The 15,602-nt window shown below is 73.1% G+C and carries 14 protein-coding genes; 3 read left to right on the top strand and 11 right to left on the bottom strand.

Annotated features, from left to right (window positions below; all coding sequences use genetic code 11):
- Positions 1-13: 13 nt before the first annotated feature.
- The 8 genes from glmU to DEJ01_RS11130 all read right to left on the bottom strand — a co-directional run bounded on the left by glmU (position 14) and on the right by DEJ01_RS11130 (position 10,232).
- The gene (glmU, locus tag DEJ01_RS11095; protein WP_071405222.1) at positions 14-1,441 is read right to left on the bottom strand and encodes a bifunctional UDP-N-acetylglucosamine diphosphorylase/glucosamine-1-phosphate N-acetyltransferase GlmU; all 1,428 of its coding nucleotides are present in this window, start codon (positions 1,439-1,441) and stop codon (positions 14-16) included.
- Positions 1,442-1,591: 150 nt separating this feature from the next.
- Positions 1,592-2,974, bottom strand: a complete 1,383-nt coding sequence (locus tag DEJ01_RS11100; RefSeq protein ID WP_111093003.1) for an MFS transporter — start codon at positions 2,972-2,974, stop codon at positions 1,592-1,594.
- 835 nt (positions 2,975-3,809) lie between these two features.
- Positions 3,810-4,841: an NAD(P)-dependent alcohol dehydrogenase gene (locus DEJ01_RS11105; protein ID WP_111093004.1), complete on the bottom strand. Its 1,032-nt coding sequence runs from the start codon at positions 4,839-4,841 to the stop codon at positions 3,810-3,812.
- On the bottom strand, positions 4,838-6,103 hold the full coding sequence (locus DEJ01_RS11110; RefSeq protein WP_111093005.1) for an ROK family transcriptional regulator: 1,266 nt from the start codon (positions 6,101-6,103) through the stop codon (positions 4,838-4,840). The genes DEJ01_RS11105 and DEJ01_RS11110 overlap by 4 nt, the downstream gene beginning before the upstream one ends.
- A 47-nt stretch (positions 6,104-6,150) precedes the next feature.
- The gene (locus tag DEJ01_RS11115; protein ID WP_111047434.1) at positions 6,151-7,200 is read right to left on the bottom strand and encodes a sugar phosphate isomerase/epimerase; all 1,050 of its coding nucleotides are present in this window, start codon (positions 7,198-7,200) and stop codon (positions 6,151-6,153) included.
- Positions 7,201-7,234: 34 nt separating this feature from the next.
- Complete coding sequence (locus DEJ01_RS11120; protein WP_258375690.1) at positions 7,235-8,335, bottom strand: Gfo/Idh/MocA family protein; 1,101 nt, start codon at positions 8,333-8,335, stop codon at positions 7,235-7,237.
- Complete coding sequence (locus tag DEJ01_RS11125; protein ID WP_111093006.1) at positions 8,332-9,039, bottom strand: ThuA domain-containing protein; 708 nt, start codon at positions 9,037-9,039, stop codon at positions 8,332-8,334. Before DEJ01_RS11125 ends, DEJ01_RS11120 begins: the two co-directional genes overlap by 4 nt.
- A complete protein-coding gene (locus DEJ01_RS11130; RefSeq protein ID WP_246521439.1) occupies positions 9,036-10,232 on the bottom strand; it encodes a Gfo/Idh/MocA family protein in 1,197 nt (398 codons plus the stop codon). Before DEJ01_RS11130 ends, DEJ01_RS11125 begins: the two co-directional genes overlap by 4 nt.
- Before the next feature lie 97 nt (positions 10,233-10,329).
- Here DEJ01_RS11130 and xylA point away from each other — a divergent pair, with 97 nt between their 5' ends.
- The 3 genes from xylA (at position 10,330) to DEJ01_RS11145 (ending at position 14,145) form a co-directional block, all read left to right on the top strand.
- On the top strand, positions 10,330-11,523 hold the full coding sequence (xylA, locus tag DEJ01_RS11135) for a xylose isomerase (protein ID WP_111033642.1): 1,194 nt from the start codon (positions 10,330-10,332) through the stop codon (positions 11,521-11,523).
- Between the two features lie 53 nt (positions 11,524-11,576).
- Positions 11,577-13,061, top strand: a complete 1,485-nt coding sequence (gene xylB / locus DEJ01_RS11140; protein ID WP_111093007.1) for a xylulokinase — start codon at positions 11,577-11,579, stop codon at positions 13,059-13,061.
- Between the two features lie 82 nt (positions 13,062-13,143).
- Positions 13,144-14,145: an acetylxylan esterase gene (locus DEJ01_RS11145; protein ID WP_111047431.1), complete on the top strand. Its 1,002-nt coding sequence runs from the start codon at positions 13,144-13,146 to the stop codon at positions 14,143-14,145.
- Here the strand turns inward: DEJ01_RS11145 and DEJ01_RS11150 are convergent.
- Genes DEJ01_RS11150 through DEJ01_RS18175 form a run of 3 tightly spaced genes read right to left on the bottom strand, consistent with a single transcriptional unit; the run spans position 14,138 to position 15,469 of the window.
- Positions 14,138-14,332, bottom strand: coding sequence for a hypothetical protein (locus DEJ01_RS11150; RefSeq protein WP_111047430.1), 195 nt, complete (start codon positions 14,330-14,332; stop codon positions 14,138-14,140). The two genes, DEJ01_RS11145 and DEJ01_RS11150, sit on opposite strands and share 8 nt — an antisense overlap.
- Positions 14,333-14,342: 10 nt before the next feature.
- Positions 14,343-15,305, bottom strand: coding sequence for a helix-turn-helix transcriptional regulator (locus DEJ01_RS17925; RefSeq protein ID WP_146247598.1), 963 nt, complete (start codon positions 15,303-15,305; stop codon positions 14,343-14,345).
- A complete protein-coding gene (locus tag DEJ01_RS18175; protein WP_163343324.1) occupies positions 15,302-15,469 on the bottom strand; it encodes a hypothetical protein in 168 nt (55 codons plus the stop codon). Before DEJ01_RS18175 ends, DEJ01_RS17925 begins: the two co-directional genes overlap by 4 nt.
- Between the last annotated feature and the right edge of the window lie 133 nt (positions 15,470-15,602).

The following is a 15,602-nucleotide window of genomic DNA, read 5'->3' on the forward strand; positions in this document are numbered from 1 at the left end:
TGGTCGCCGGGATCTATTCGCCGTTCGCGAGCCGAGCAGCCTCGGCCGCCGGTGTGCCGGGTCGGTGTTCCTCGACCCATCCGTCGGTGTTGCGCTGTGGGGCGTAGCTGATCGCGAGCGATCCTGCCGGAACGTCCTTGCGGACGGTGGTCCCGGCACCGGTGTACGCACCGTCACCAATCCTAACGGGGGCGACGAACACGTTGTGCGAGCCTGTACGGACGTTCGAGCCGACCTCGGTGCGGTGCTTGTGCACGCCGTCGTAGTTCGCGGTGATGGTGTTCGCGCCGATGTTCGAGTCCTCGCCCACCTCGGCGTCGCCGATGTAGGACAGGTGCGGGACCTTGCTGCCCCGGCCGATCCGGGCGTTCTTCGTCTCGACGAAGGTGCCGATCTTGCCGTCGTCACCGAGGATCGTGCCCGGCCGCAGGTAGGCGAACGGGCCGACCGAGGCGCCGTCCCCGATCACGGCGAGGGTGGCGTCGACGCGGTTCACGGTGGCGCGGGCCCCGACCTCGGTGTCGCGGAGCGTGGTGTCCGGTCCGACGACGGCACCGGCGGCGATCGCGGTGGCACCGATGAGCTGGGTGCCGGGCAGGACTTCGGCGTCGGGCTCGATGGTGACGTCGAGGTCGATCCAGGTGGACGCGGGGTCCTGCACGGTGACGCCGGCGAGCTGGTGGCGGCGGACGATGCGGGCGTTGAGTTCCCGCGCGGCGTCGGAGAGCTGGGCACGGTCGTTGATGCCGGCGACGAGCCACGGGTCGGTCAGGGTGACCACGTCGATGCGCCCGCCGCGCTCGCTGATCAGCGCCGGAGCGTCGGTGATGTACTTCTCGCCCTGGGCGTTCGCCGTGGTGAGCGACGGCAGGGCGGCGCGGAGTCGTGCCACGTCGAACGCGTAGATGCCCGCGTTCGCCTCGGTGATGGTCAGCTGCTCGGCGGTCGCGTCCTTGTGCTCGACGACGCTGACGAAGGCGCCGGACGCGTCGCGCACGATCCGTCCGAGGCCGGTCGGGTCCGGGGCGATGGCGCTCACGAAGGTCGCGCCGTTGCCGCCGCCGACGTGGGCGTCGACGAGGAGCCGGAGCGATGCGGCGTCGAGCAGCGGGACGTCGCCGGACAGCACCACGACGGCGCCGTCGAAGTCGGCGGGCAGTGCTTCGACCGCCACCTCGACCGCACGGCCGGTGCCGGGGACGTCGTCCTGGTCGACGACGATCGCGTCGGGGGCACGCTCGACGACCTCGGCCGCGACGAGGTCCCGCTCGTGCCGCACGACGACGGCGACGTGCTCGGGGCTGAGCGACGACGCGGTGCGCAGGACGTGCCCGATGAGCGGCAGTCCGGCGAGCCGGTGCAGCACCTTGGGCGTGGACGACTTCATGCGCGTGCCCTGCCCGGCGGCGAGGACGACGACGGCGATGCGCTGGTCGGTCATGCACCCATCCTGGCGCACCGCGACCCGGGTCGCCCGACGCGACCACGGTCCTGTGCGGAACCGTGCGCACAACCGCAGCCTGTGGACGGACGGGAACCGCGCCTCCAGGCCGCCTGACGGGGAGCTCTGGCAGACCCCGCACGCCGAGGATCAGGCCCGTGCGCCCTGCGGTTCCCGCTTGACGAACGCCATCAGCACCAGCCCGGCGATGAGCACGACGACCACGCCGAGGATCCCGAACCGGGTCGACCCACCGACGGTCACCGCCACGCCGAACAGCGCCGGCGCGAGGAACGACGCGGCCCGGCCGGTGGTGGCGTAGAGGCCGAAGAGCTCGCCCTCGCGGCCGGGGGTCGCCAGCCGCGCCAGGTAGGCGCGGGACGATGACTGCACCGGGCCGACGAACACGGCGAGGGTCAGCCCGAGCACCCAGAACCACTGCGTCTCGTTGCCGGCGGCGAAGACCCCGACCCCGCACACGGCGAGGCCGACGAGCGAGACCATGATGAGCGCACGCGACCCGAACCGGTCGTCGAGGCGTCCGGAGACGAACGTCGCGATGCCGGCAACGACGTTCGCGGCGATGGCGAACAGGATGACCTGCGACGGCGTGAACCCGAACACCTGCGCGGCGACGATCCCGCCGAACGTGAAGACGGCCCCGACACCGTCGCGGAACACCGCGCTGGCGAGCAGGAACGCGAGGACGTTGCGGCGCTCGCGCCACAGCCGCGCGATGTCGCGGCCGAGGTCCGCGTAGGCACTGAACACGCCGCCGCCGCGGGTGCGGTCGGGCACCGCCTCGGGCACGGTGAGGAACAGCGGGATCGAACTGACGGCCAGCCAGACGGCGGCGATGCCGATCGCGACGCGGACGTCCCACTGCCCGGTGGCGACCGTCGCCGGCAACTGCAGGAGCCCGCCGACGACCCCGTCGCCCCGGAAGTCCTGGATGCAGAGCACGAGCAGCAGGACGAGCAGCACGATCCCGCCGAAGTACCCGGCCGCCCACCCGATGGCGGAGACGCGGCCGGTGCGTTCCCCGGAGGCGACCTGCCCGATCATGGCGTTGTAGCCGACGCTCGCGATCTCGTAGGCGACGGTGCCGATGCCGAGCAGTGCAGCTCCGAGCAGCAGGTACGGCTGGCTCGGCGCGACGAAGACCATGCCCCCGATCGACAGCGCGACGCCGATGGTGGCGATGAGGACCGACCGGCGGCGGTGTCCGGACGAGTCCGCGAGCCGCCCCATGGCCGGTGCCACCAGGGCCACGACGATCCCCGCGATGGTCAGAGCGGTGGACACGACGGCCGCGTTGTGCGCGAGCTCGGGCTCCACGATCGCCTTGCCGGCCGCGGACGTGTCGCCGACGAGCGCCGGGTCCACGAACGCCCGGCTGGCCAGGTACGTGCTGAACACGAAGGTGGTGACGACCGCGTTGAACGCGGCGGAACCCCAGTCCCAGAGCGCCCAGGAGACGAGCGCGCGCCGGTCGGTGCGCTGCGGCACGACGGCGGCCGGTGAAGCGGTCATGCGCGAACCGTAGCGCGTCCCGGTGACGCGGCGGTGGCCCCGTTCCGTGTCACGTGCCGGACGGGAGGCGCGGGGCGGCCTGGCCCCGCGCCTCCCGTCCGCGCCGTGCGTGCGTCGTCACCCGGTGCGAGCTTCCACGCACCGTGCCCGGCTGCAACGCCGCACCACGCGCGCAACGCGGCCCGGGCCGGCGAAAGCCGCACCGTCTGACAGACCGCGCACCGTGCGGGACGGGAGGCACGGGGCGGCCTGGCCCCGCGCCTCCCGTCCGCACCGTGCGTGCATCGCCAACCCGTGCGAGCTTCCACGCACCGTGCCCGGCTGCAACGCCGCACCAGGCGGCCGACACCGCACCATCCGACAGGCCGCGCACCGTGCGGGACGGGAGGCGCGGGGCGGCCTGGCCCCGCGCCTCCCGTCCGCACCGTGCGTGCGTCGTCACCCGGTGCGCGCTTCCACGCACCGTGCCCGGCGGCAACGCCGCACCATGCGGCCAACACCGCACCGTCCGACAGACCGCGCACCGTGCCGGACGGGAGGCGCGGGGCGGCCCGGCCCCGCGCCTCCCGCCCGCACCGTGCGTGCGTCCTCACCCGGTGCGAGCTTCCGCGCACCGTGCCCGGCTGCAACGCCGCACCAGGCGGCCGACACCGCACCGTCCGACAGGCCGCGCACCGTGCCGGACGGGAGGCGCGGGGCAGCCCGGCCCCGCGCCCCCAGTCCGCACCGTGCGTGCGTCGCCACCCGGTGCGCGCTTCCACGCACCGTGCCCGGCTGCAACGCCGCACCAGGCGCGCAACGCGGCCCGGGCCGGCGAAGCCCGCACCGTGCCCGCTCAGGCGGGGACGCCGCCGGGGTAGACGACGGACTTGAGCGACTCCGGGTCGGCGTCGCTCTCGAGGGCTTCGCGGACGTCGTCGAGCCCGAAGCGACCGGTGACGAGCGAGTCGAGGTCGACCTGCCCGGATGCGACCAGCTCGATGGCGACCGGCCACGTGTTCGTGTACCGGAAGATCCCGGTGACCGTGACCTCGAGGTTCTGGATGTGCTCGACCGGCAGTGTCATCTCGGAGTTGCCGAGCCCGACCAGCACCGCGGCACCCGCCGGACCGACCGCCTTGATGCCGTCCGACACCGCTCGGGGTGCACCGCTGGCGTCGATGAACGCGTCGACGGGGACGATGTCGGAGGCGACGGACACGGCGGTGGGGTCGACGACCTCGGTGGCGCCGTACTCCAGGGCCCGCGCACGACGCTCCGGCACCAGGTCGCTGACGACGATGCGCGACGCACCGAAGGCCTTCGCGACCTGGGCGCAGATGATGCCGATCGGACCGGCGCCGGCGATGAGCACCGACGAACCGGGCACGATGCCCGCCTTGCGGACGGCGGCGATGCCGACGGACAGGGGCTCCAGGAGCGCGCCGGCCTCGAACGAGACGGCGTCGGGCAGGACGTGCGCGAACTCGGCCTCGATGGTGACGAACTCGGTGAAGGCCCCGTCGACCGGCGGCGTCGCGTAGAAGCGCATGTGCGGGCAGAGGTTGTAGCGGCCGGCCAGGCACTGCGCGCAGCGGTGGCAGGGGCGCTGCGGCTCGATGGCCACGCGCTCCCCCACGCGGGACGGGTCGACGCCCGCGCCGACGGCCTCGATCGTGCCGGAGAGCTCGTGCCCGAGGACGAGGGGCTCCTCGACGACGAAGTCGCCGATGCGGCCGTGGCGGTAGTAGTGCACGTCGGAGCCGCAGACACCCACGGCGGCGACCCGGACGAGCACGTCGCCGGGGTCGACGGCGGGGACGAGGCGGTCCTCGACGGTGAGGTCCTGGGTGCCGAGCAGGACGCTGGTGCGCTGGGTGGAGGTCATGCGGTTCTCGCTTCCTCGGTCGCGTCGTCGCGGCCGGACGTGTGGGTGGTGGAGGGGGCGGCGGACGCCGCGGGCGTGGTCGCTGTCGCTGGTGCCGGTGTGGCCGGCATCGTGGCGTCGCGCAGCAGCTCCGCGAAGCCGATCTCGGCGGCGCCACGGACCAGGACGTCGCGGCCGAGTGCCGCCGGGACGATCCGGAGCCGATCGGTCATGGCGGCCATCGTCTGCGCCCGGACGTCGGTCTCGACCCGGTCGCCGACGTGTCCGAGCAGCGCACCGAGGAACCCGCCGAGCACGACGACCTCGGGGTCGACGGTGTGGATGGCGTTCCGCAGTGCGGTCGCGAGTGCGGTGACCTGTCGGTCGACGACCCGCTCGACCTCGGGGCGGCCCTCGGCGAGCGCCGCGGCGAGCGCATCGAGGTCGTCCGGCGGGGTCCCGGTGACGGCGGTGAGGGCGGAGCGTGAGGCCTCGGTCTCCAGGCAGCCGACCGCACCGCAGTGGCAGCGGATCCCGTTCGCCGCGACGAAGGTGTGCCCGAGCTCGCCCGCGTACCCGTCGGCGCCGCTGAAGGGTCGGCCGGCGCTGACGATCCCGCCGCCGATGCCGCTCGCGCCGCCGTTCAGGTACACGAGGTCGTCGACGCCGCGGGCGCTGCCGTACAGCCGTTCCGCCCAGGCACCGAGGTTGGCGTCGTTCGCGGCCCGGACCGGCAGCCCCAGGCGTTCCGCGAGCGGTGCGGCGAGGGGTTCGTCACGCCATCCGAGGTGCGGGGCGTCGCGCACGGTGCCGTCCTCGACCCGGACGATGCCGGGCACGGCGACGCCGACCCCGACGATCCGGGCCGCCGGTCCGGTGCGGGCGAGGAGTGCTGCGAGGACCCGGGCGACGGCGTCGATGGCCTGCGCCGCGGTCGGCACGGTGGTCTGCGGCTCGACCAGCCGGTCGCGGACGGTGCCGTCGAGGCCGACGAGGGCGACCCCGACGGCGTCGATCTCGACCGTGACCGCGGCGGCGAGGACGTCGGCGGACGCCCGGACGACCCCGCTCGGCCGTCCGACACCGGCACCGGGGGTCCCCGCGGCCGGCGTCTCCTCGTGCACGAGCCCGGCGTCGACGAGTTCCCCGACGAGCGCGAGGATCGTCGAGCGGTTCAGGCCGGTGCGCCGGGTGAGCTCGGCACGGGTGACGGGGCCGTCCTCGTGGACGAGCCGGAGGACGCGCGCGGCGTTGCCCGGCGTCGCCGTGGGCTGCCGTGCCATGGGTCCTCCTCGGTGGTGGGTGGGGTCCTGCGGTCGTGGTCGGCCGGTCAGCGCGACTGCGAGAACGCGGCGTCGAACGAAGCGTCCGGCGGCGCGATGGTACCGAGCTGCCGGACGAACGCCAGCGCCTCGGGCCCGCCGATGAGCCGGTCCATGCCGGCGTCCTCCCACTCGACGCTGGTCGGTCCGGTGTACCCGATGTGGTTCAGCACGCGGAACACCCGCTCCCACGGCACGTCCCCGTGGCCGGCGGTGACGAAGTCCCACCCGCGCCGGGGGTCGCCCCACGGCAGGTGGGAGGACAGCCGCCCGTTGCGCCCGTCGAGCTGCTTCACCGACTCCTTGCAGTGCACGTGGTACACCCGGTCGGCGAAGTCGAGCAGGAACGCCGCGGGGTCGAGGTCCTGCCAGACGAAGTGCGACGGGTCGAAGTTGAACCCGAACGCCGGCCGGTCGCGGAACACCTCGAGGGTCCGCGCAGCGGTCCAGTAGTCGTAGGCGATCTCGGACGGGTGCACCTCGAGCGCGAACCGGACCCCGACCTCCTCGAAGACGTCGAGGATCGGTGACCAGCGGTCGTGGAAGTCCTGGTACCCGGCGTCGATCATCCCCGGGGGCACGGGCGGGAACCCGGCGACGGTCTTCCAGATCGACGAGCCGGAGAAGCCGGTGACGGTGTCGACGCCGAGCGCCGCAGCGGCACGGGCGGTCCACTGCAGCTCCTCGGCCGCACGCTGCCGCACGCCCTCGGGGTCGCCGTCGCCCCACACGTGCGGCGGGACGATGTCCTCGTGCCGCTGGTCGATGGGGTCGTCGCACACGGCCTGGCCGACCAGGTGGTTGGCGATCGTCCAGACCTGCAGCCCGTTGCGTTCCAGGATCGCCTTGCGCTCGGCAACGTACGAGGGGTCGGTCGCGGCGCGCCGGACGTCCAGGTGGTCACCCCAGCAGGCGATCTCCAGCCCGTCGTACCCCCACTCGCCGGCGAGCCGGGCGACCTCTTCGAAGGGCAGGTCGGCCCACTGTCCGGTGAACAGGGTGACCGGCCTGGAGGCCCGGGTCGTCTCCGTCGTGTCGCTCGCGTCCGTCGTCGTCATCGTCGTCGTCCTTCTTCGCGGTGGTCGGGTTCCGTCACCAGGATCCGGGTGCGGACCCGGCGGGGACGGTGGCGGGTCGCTCGACGCGCGAGTGCACGTCGACGACCGAGTGGTCTCGGGCGGCGGCGGAGACCGCCTCCATGACCTCGAGCACGTGGAACGCGAGGTCTCCGGAGGCTCGGTGCGGCCGGTCCGTCGCGATCGCGTGGGCCATGTCGGCGAGACCGTAGCCGCGGCCGGCGTCGGTGTACCCGGCGGCCACCGGCAGGTCCCGCCACGAGCGGTCGTCGGCGGTGGCGATCGACACGGTGTCCGAGAACCGGTTCGGGTCCGGGACGCCGAGGGTGCCGGCGGTGCCGTACACCTCGAACAGCGGGGCGCGGGTGGCCCACACCTCGAACGAGACGGTCACGGTGGAGACCACGCCGTCCTCGTGCTCGAGGATCGCGACGACGTGGGTGTCGATGTCGACCGGGATCGACGTGCCGGCGTTCGGCCCAGTGGCGATCGTCCGTGCACGGGTGGAGCGGGTGGCGCTGCCGCTGACCCGGACGACCGGCCCGAAGAACGTGACGAGGCTGGTCAGGTAGTACGGCCCCATGTCGAGGAGCGGTCCGCCGCCCGGCTGGTAGTAGAACGCCGGCGCGGGGTGCCAGAGCTCGTGCCCGGGGGCGCTCCAGGCGACGGCGGCACCGACCGGGGTGCCGATCGCGCCGTCGTCGAGAGCGGCCCGTGCGGTCTGGATGCCGGTACCGAGGACGGTGTCCGGGGCACTGCCGACGCGCAGGCCGGCGGCGCGGGCTGCTTCGAGCACCGGTGCGGCCTCGGCGGTGGACATCGCGAGCGGCTTCTCGCCGTAGACGTGCTTGCCGGCGGCGAGCGCGCGGGTGGCGATGTCGGCGTGCGCGGCCGGGATCGTCAGGTTGAGCACCACGTCGACGTTGTCGGCGGCGAGCAGGTCGTCCACGGTGGTGCCGCGAACGCCCTGTGCCGCACCGACCTGCTGGGCACGGGCGACGTCGAGGTCGGCGACCGCCACGAGCGACAGCCCGGGCAGCGCCGGGAAGTGCTCGAAGTACTGCTGGCTGATCACGCCCACGCCGACGACGCCGACCCGCAGCGCTCGTTCGTTCACCGTGCTGCCCACAGGAGTCCCCGTTCGATGATGGTGCGGAGTGGCTGCGACTCGACGACCTCGAGGCGGTGCCCTGGTGCGGAGACGAACACGCGGCCCTCGCCCCACTGCCGTGTCCAGATCGCCGGTGCGGTGACCGGTCGGTTCCAGGCGTCGAAGTCGCGCGCGTCCTGGGTGGTGGTCGCGAGGACGTCGTTGTACTCGTCGGACAGCACCCAGTACTGCTCGGTGACGAGGTCGAAGTCCTCGATGCCCTGCGTGATCGGGTGTTCGTGCCCGAGGTCGGTGAGGTGCACCGTGTAGGGGATGTAGTTGTCCGACTGCTCCCCGACCCGTTCGTCGGGGTGCTTGCCGGCGTGGTGGGCGAACTGCCCGCCGATCATGTGCAGGTAGTCGGCGGTGTTCCGGAATGCGTCCGCGATGCCGCCGTGCCAGCCGGCCAGTCCGGCGCCGCCCAGGACCGCGCGCTGCAGCCCGGCGAACTCGTCGTCGGCGATGGTCGACATCGTGACGACCTGCACGATCAGGTCGACCTCGTCCATGACGGTGGCGTCGGCGTAGACGGCCGTCGAGTCCGACACCCGGACCTCGAACCCGTTCTCGCGCAGGAACGGGATGAACAGGTCGGTGGTCTCGACGGGCTGGTGGCCGTCCCACCCGCCGCGGACGACGAGCGCCTGGCGGGTCTGCTCGGCGGCGCTCACGAGGTCGCCGTCCAGGTGCTGCCGGCGGCGGCGCTGCGTTCGACCGCGTCGAGGACCCGCTGCACGTGCAGGCCGTCGGCGAACGACGGCGACGGGTCGGTGCCGGCGACGATCGCGTCGACGAAGTCCTTCACCTGGTGGCTGAAGGTGTGCTCGTACCCGATGAGGTGCCCGGTCGGCCACCACGCGGCCATGTAGGGGTGCTCGGGTTCGGTGACGAGGATGCGGCGGAACCCCTGCTCCCCCGCCGGGGCGTTCGACTCGTACAGCCGGAGCTCGTTCATCGCCTCGAGGTCGAACTGGATCGCGCCCTCGGACCCGCTGATCTCGAGCGTCAGACCGTTCTTCCGCCCGGTCGCGTAGCGCGTGGCCTCGAACGTGCCGATCGCACCGTCGGCCGCGCCGCCACCCAGGCGGGCGGTGAAGAACGCGGCGTCGTCGACGGTGACCTGCCCGCGCTCGCTCGACGCGGTGCCGGAGAGCCCGACCCCCTCGGCCATCAGCGGACGCTCCGTCACGAAGGTCTCGAGCGTGCCGGAGACGGTGGCGAGCGACGCGCCCGTGACGTGCTCGACGAGGTCGATGGCGTGCGCGCCGATGTCACCGAGCGCACCGGAGCCGGCGAGCGACTTGTCGAGGCGCCAGGTCATCGGGCCGTCCTCGTCCGCCAACCAGTCCTGCAGGTAGAGCGCGCGGACCTGGCGCACGGTGCCGATCCGGCCGTCCTGCACCAGCTGCCGCGCGAACGCGATGGCCGGCACCCGGCGGTAGCTGAACCCGACCATCGCCCGGACACCCTGCGCACGGGCGGCGTCGGCGGCGGCGGTCATCGCCTCGGCCTCGGCGACGGTGTTCGCGAGCGGCTTCTCGCACAGGACGTGCTTGCCGGCCTGGAGCGCGGCGATCGCGATCTCGACGTGCGAGGACCCCGGGGACACGACGTCGACCACGTCGATGTCCGGATCGGCGACGACGGCACGCCAGTCGGTGGAGGCCGCCTGCCAGCCGTACTGCTGCCGGGCGGCCTCGGTGCGTTCGGGATCACGCCCGACGATCACCGCCATCTCGGGCTCGGCTCCGAGGTCGAAGAACCTGGGGGCGGTCCGCCACGCCTGTGAGTGTGCGGCTCCCATGAAGCCGTGCCCCACCATCGCGACCCGCAGTCGTTGCTGCACCGTCGACTCACTTGCCATCCGCTCGCTCCTTTGCGATCACGTGCTTGCCACAGCCAACACTACCGCTTATGTTGGGCGCGGCAACATTTTGTTTCGACGACGAACGGTGACCACCATGGCAACGACGCCCACCCGTGCAGACAAGTTCTCCTTCGGTCTCTGGACCATCGGCTACAACGGCTCCGACCCCTTCGGCGGGCCGACCCGACCCGCCCTCGACGTGGTCGAGGCGGTCGAGAAGCTCGACGAGCTCGGGGCCTACGGCCTGACCTTCCACGACGACGACCTGTTCGCGTTCGGTTCCACCGACGCCGAACGCCAGACCCAGATCGACCGCCTCAAGGGCGCGCTCGAGTCGACCGGGCTCGTCGTGCCGATGGTCACGACGAACCTGTTCTCCGCCCCGGTCTTCAAGGACGGCGGCTTCACCTCGAACGACCGCCAGGTCCGCCGCTTCGCGCTCCGCAAGGTGCTCCGCAACATCGACCTCGCCGCCGAGCTCGGCGCGTCGACGTTTGTGATGTGGGGTGGCCGCGAAGGCTCCGAGTACGACAGCGCCAAGGACGTGCAGGCAGCGCTCGAGCGGTACCGCGAGGCCGTCAACCTGCTCGCCCAGTACGTCACCGACAAGGGCTACGGCATCCGGTTCGCCATCGAGCCGAAGCCGAACGAGCCCCGCGGCGACATCCTCCTGCCGACCCTCGGCCACGCGATCGCCTTCACCGAGACGCTCGAGCGCCCGGAGCTGTTCGGCATCAACCCCGAGGTCGGCCACGAGCAGATGGCGGGCCTGAACTTCACCGCCGGCATCGCCCAGGCGCTCTACCAGGGCAAGCTCTTCCACATCGACCTCAACGGCCAGCGCGGCATCAAGTACGACCAGGACCTGGTGTTCGGTCACGGCGACCTGCAGAACGCGTTCTCGCTCGTCGACCTGCTCGAGCACGGCGCCCCGCAGGGCGGCCCGGCGTACGACGGCCCGCGCCACTTCGACTACAAGCCGAGCCGCACCGAGGACATCACCGGCGTCTGGGACTCCGCGTCGGCCAACATGCGCATGTACCTGCTCCTCAAGGAGCGTGCGCAGGCGTTCCGTGCCGACCCCGAGGTGCAGGCAGCGCTCGAGGCCTCCAAGGTCGGCGAGCTGTCGACGCCGACGCTGAACGACGGCGAGTCGTACGACACGTTCCTCGCCGACCGTTCCGCCTACGAGGACTTCGACGCCGACGCCTACTTCGGCGGCAAGGGCTTCGGCTTCGTCCGCCTGCAGCAGCTCGCGATGGAGCACTTGATGGGCGCGCGGAATTGACGGCAGACGCGCCAGCGGCTGCATCCCGCGCGCTGAGGCGGCCTGCCGCCGAAGTGGCTGAGAACACGGACGAGCGCCAGCTCGTCGCCGGGGTCGACTCGTCGACCCAGTCCTGCAAGGTCACCATCCGTGACGCCGCGACCGGTGCGGTCGTCCGCGAGGGACGCGCGTCCCACCCGGACGGCACCGCCGTCGACCCCCGTCACTGGTGGGACGCCCTCGGTGCCGCCGTCGCGGATGCCGGTGGCCTCGACGACGTCGGTGCCGTCGCCATCGCCGGGCAGCAGCACGGCATGGTGGCGCTCGACGCCGACGGCCGCGTGGTCCGCGACGCCCTGCTCTGGAACGACGTCCGCAGTGCGGACGCGGCCGCGCAGATGGTCGACGAGCTCGGCCAGGAGGCATGGGTCGCCCGGACGGGGCTGGTGCCGGTCGCGTCGTTCACCGGTACCAAGCTGCGGTGGCTCCGCGACGCGGAGCCCGAGAACGCGGCCCGCGTCGCGGCCGTGGCGCTCCCCCACGACTGGCTGTCGTGGCGGCTCCGCGGGTACGGACCGGCGGACGAGAGCCCGCTCGGCCCCGACCTCGACGCCCTGGCGACGGATGCGTCCGACGCCAGCGGCACGGCGTACTGGGACCCGGTGCGCCGCGAGTACGACCCGGAGCTGTTCGAGCTCGCGCTCGGGCGACCGATGCGTCCGGCGTCGATGGGTGACGACGACGCCGTGGTCGTGCCCCGCGTGGTCGCTCCCGACGAGGCGATGGGCACCCTGTCCACCGACGTCGAGCTGCCCGGCGGCGCGGTCGCCCGGTCCGGCCTCGTCGTCGGCGCCGGACTCGGCGACAACGCCGGGGCAGCGCTCGGCCTGGGTCTCGGCCCGGGTGACGTCGCGGTGTCCCTCGGCACGAGCGGCACGGTCTTCGGGGTCAGCGACGCCGAGGTGCGTGACCCGAGCGGGACCGTGGCGGGCTTCGCCGACGGGACCGGGTCGCGCCTCCCGATCGTCACGACGCTCAACGCGGCCCGCGTGCTCGAGGTGATCGGCGGCCTGCTCGGCGTCGACCACGACGCACTCGGCGAGCTGGCGCTGCAGGCGCCGGCCGGGGCCGACGGCCTCGTGCTGGTGCCGTACTTCGTCGGCGAGCGCACGCCCAACCGGCCGGACGCGACCGCATCGCTGCTCGGCATGACGCCGGCGACCACCGACCGGGCGCACCTGGCCCGGGCGGCCGTCGAGGGGATGCTCTGCGCCCTCGCCGACGGACTGGCCGCGGTGCAGGACACCGGGGTGACCGTCGAGCGGCTGCTGCTCATCGGCGGCGCTGCGCGGAACCCGGCGGTCCGCGCCGTCGCCGCACAGGTGTTCGGCCGTGACGTCCTGGTGCCGGAGCCCGGCGAGTACGTCGCCGCGGGTGCTGCGAAGCAGGCCGCGTGGGCGCTCACCGGCGCCCTGCCGACGTGGGACACCGCGACGACCACCGTGCCGTCCGACCCGCACCCCGAGGTGCTCGAGCAGTACCGCGCCGCGGCGCGCTGACCGACGCACCGGATCCGACACTCCCCGCCCCCGGCGCCCTCCACCAGGGCGCCGGGGGCATCATCGTCCCCGGAGGACACCCATGCCACTGACCGACCTGCCCCTCGACGCGCTCCGCGCCCACCACTCGGACGTCCGTCGTCCCGCTGACTTCGACGCCTTCTGGGCGGACACGATCGCCGCCGCCCGGACCGCGGGCGAGGGGTTCGAGACGACCCTCGTGCCGGCCGAGACCCCGGTGACCGGGCTCGTCGTCGAGGACCTGACGTTCCCCGGGTTCGCCGGTGACCCGGTGCGGGCGTGGGTCAACCGTCCCGTGACCGACGACCCGGGCGCGCTGCCGGTCGTCGTCGAGTTCCTCGGCTACGGCGGTGGCCGTGGTCGCCCGGGCGAGCGCGTGCACTGGGCCCTCGCCGGGTACGTGCACGTGGTGATGGACACCCGCGGCCAGGGCTCCGGGTGGGCCGGCGGCGACACCCCGGACCCGCACGGCTCCGCACCGCACGCCAGCGGCTGGATGACGAGCGGCATCGGCTCGCCCGCCGACCACTACTACCGCCGCGTCTACACCGACGCCGTGCGGCTCGTCGAGGCGGTGCGCACGCTGCCCGGGATCGACCCCGAGCGCATCGCCCTGACCGGTGGCAGCCAGGGCGGCGGCATCACGATCGCCGCAGCGGCCCTGGTCGAGGCACACGTCGGACCGCTCGTCGCGGTGCTGCCCGACGTGGCGTTCCTGGCCGACTGGCGGAACGGCACCGACGTCGCGGTCGGCGGGCCGTACGTGGAGCTCGCGCAGTACCTCGCCGTCCACCGCGACGCGGCCGGCACCGTGTGGGCGACCGCCGCGTACCTGGACGGGGTCAACCACGCCGCCGGCATCACCGCCCCGGCGCTGTTCTCGGTCGCGCTGATGGACGACGTCGTGCCGCCGCGCACGACCTTCGCCGCGTTCAACGCCCTCGGCTCCACCGACCGCGAGATCGTCGTGTACCCGTACAACGGGCACGAGGGCGGCGGCTTCCGGCACTGGGAGCGTCAGGCGGCGTTCCTGGCGGACCGGCTGCAGCGCTCCGTCAGATGAAGTAGTGGTGCCGGTGGTGGGGGCCGGCGCTCCCGCCACCGACGTCGTAGTGCACGGTGAGGGTCTGCTCCCAGTCGCGTCCGCGGTGGTCGCCCCACTCGAACAGAATGCTGTCCGGCACGACGTCCGGCTGGTGGAGCAGGGCCCGCTCCGCCAGCCCGATCAGCCGCTGGTGTCGGGTACGCACGGATCGGCGCTCAGGTGCTCGTCTGGAGCGTCTTCTTCGGGTACTCGTCGAAGCGCTGGAAGTACGTGCTCGAGAACCGCCCCATGTGGCGGAACCCCCACCGGTGCGCGACCTCGGCCACCGTCGTCTGCGCACAGTCGGCGAGCTGGAGCGCGATCCGGACCCGGTCGAGGCGGACCTGCAGCAGGTACGTCATGGGGCTCACGCCGACGTGCTGCACGAAGTTCTCCTGCAGCGTGCGGGAGCTGACCCCGACGGCCCCGCAGACATCCGCGAGCTGGAGCGGCCGGTCGCAGTGCTCCGCGAGCCAGGCCTGTGCGAGCTGCACGGTGTTCACCGTCCGGCGGACCGGCGATGCGTCGGGTTCGGCGTCCGTCCCGCCGAAGGCCCGCAGCACGGACTCGGCCAGCAGCACCTGTGCCGACAGGTGCCCGCCCGGGTTGCGGTCGGGGTGCAGCGCGTTGACGGCGACCGCATCGATGCGGGCGAGCAGGTGGGACACCTCGGCCTCGGCCGGGCGGGATCGCAGTCGGCCGGCGAAGCGGTGGTCGAACACGACCCCGTTCACGGCGTCGAGGAAGCCGCGGTCGACCCGCAGGACCTGGACGGTCCCCGCCGGCACGAGCAGCGTGAACGGCCGGTCCGTCGGCAGGAGCACCGGCACACCGGGCCGGGTGGGCGCGTCGTCGTCGACCCGCAGGCACCCCGCGGTCGACCACGCCAGCACCGGTGTGCCGTCCGGCGTGAACGAGGCGGCGGTGGTCGTCGACACCGCCGATGACAGCAGTGCGACGTTGTGGTGGCGCACCGTCCGGTGGCGGAACGCGAACCGGTCGGTGGGCGCGAACCGGACGTCGCGACCGTCGTACACGGCACGCACCGTCCGGACGGCGTCCGCGGTGGTCCGGCCGCACCGCTCGGCGGTCCGGGGCGCGTTGCCGACGGCGACCCGCGGGACGGTGTCGCTGCTCACTGGCCCGACCCTCGCCGGGCGCGGAGGTCCGCGAAGGTGAACCGCTCGCGGTCGACGTCGTCCTCGGACTGCACGATCCACCCGCGTCGGGCAGCGCGTGCCCGAGCCCGGTAGGAGGTGATGTGGACCGGGGCGACCCCCGGTGCACGCTCGTAACCACTCATCAGATCCTCCGATCTGTCCCCGTGCCTCCGACCCTGTTCGGAGGGGGACAGTTTGAGTACCTCTTGGACGATAAGCGCCCTCACCGGGGTCCACAATGACCCCCGAACGGGTGCGATCCACATCCGCGCACGC

This window comes from Curtobacterium sp. MCLR17_040, assembly GCF_003234735.1.
GTDB lineage: Bacteria > Actinomycetota > Actinomycetes > Actinomycetales > Microbacteriaceae > Curtobacterium > Curtobacterium flaccumfaciens.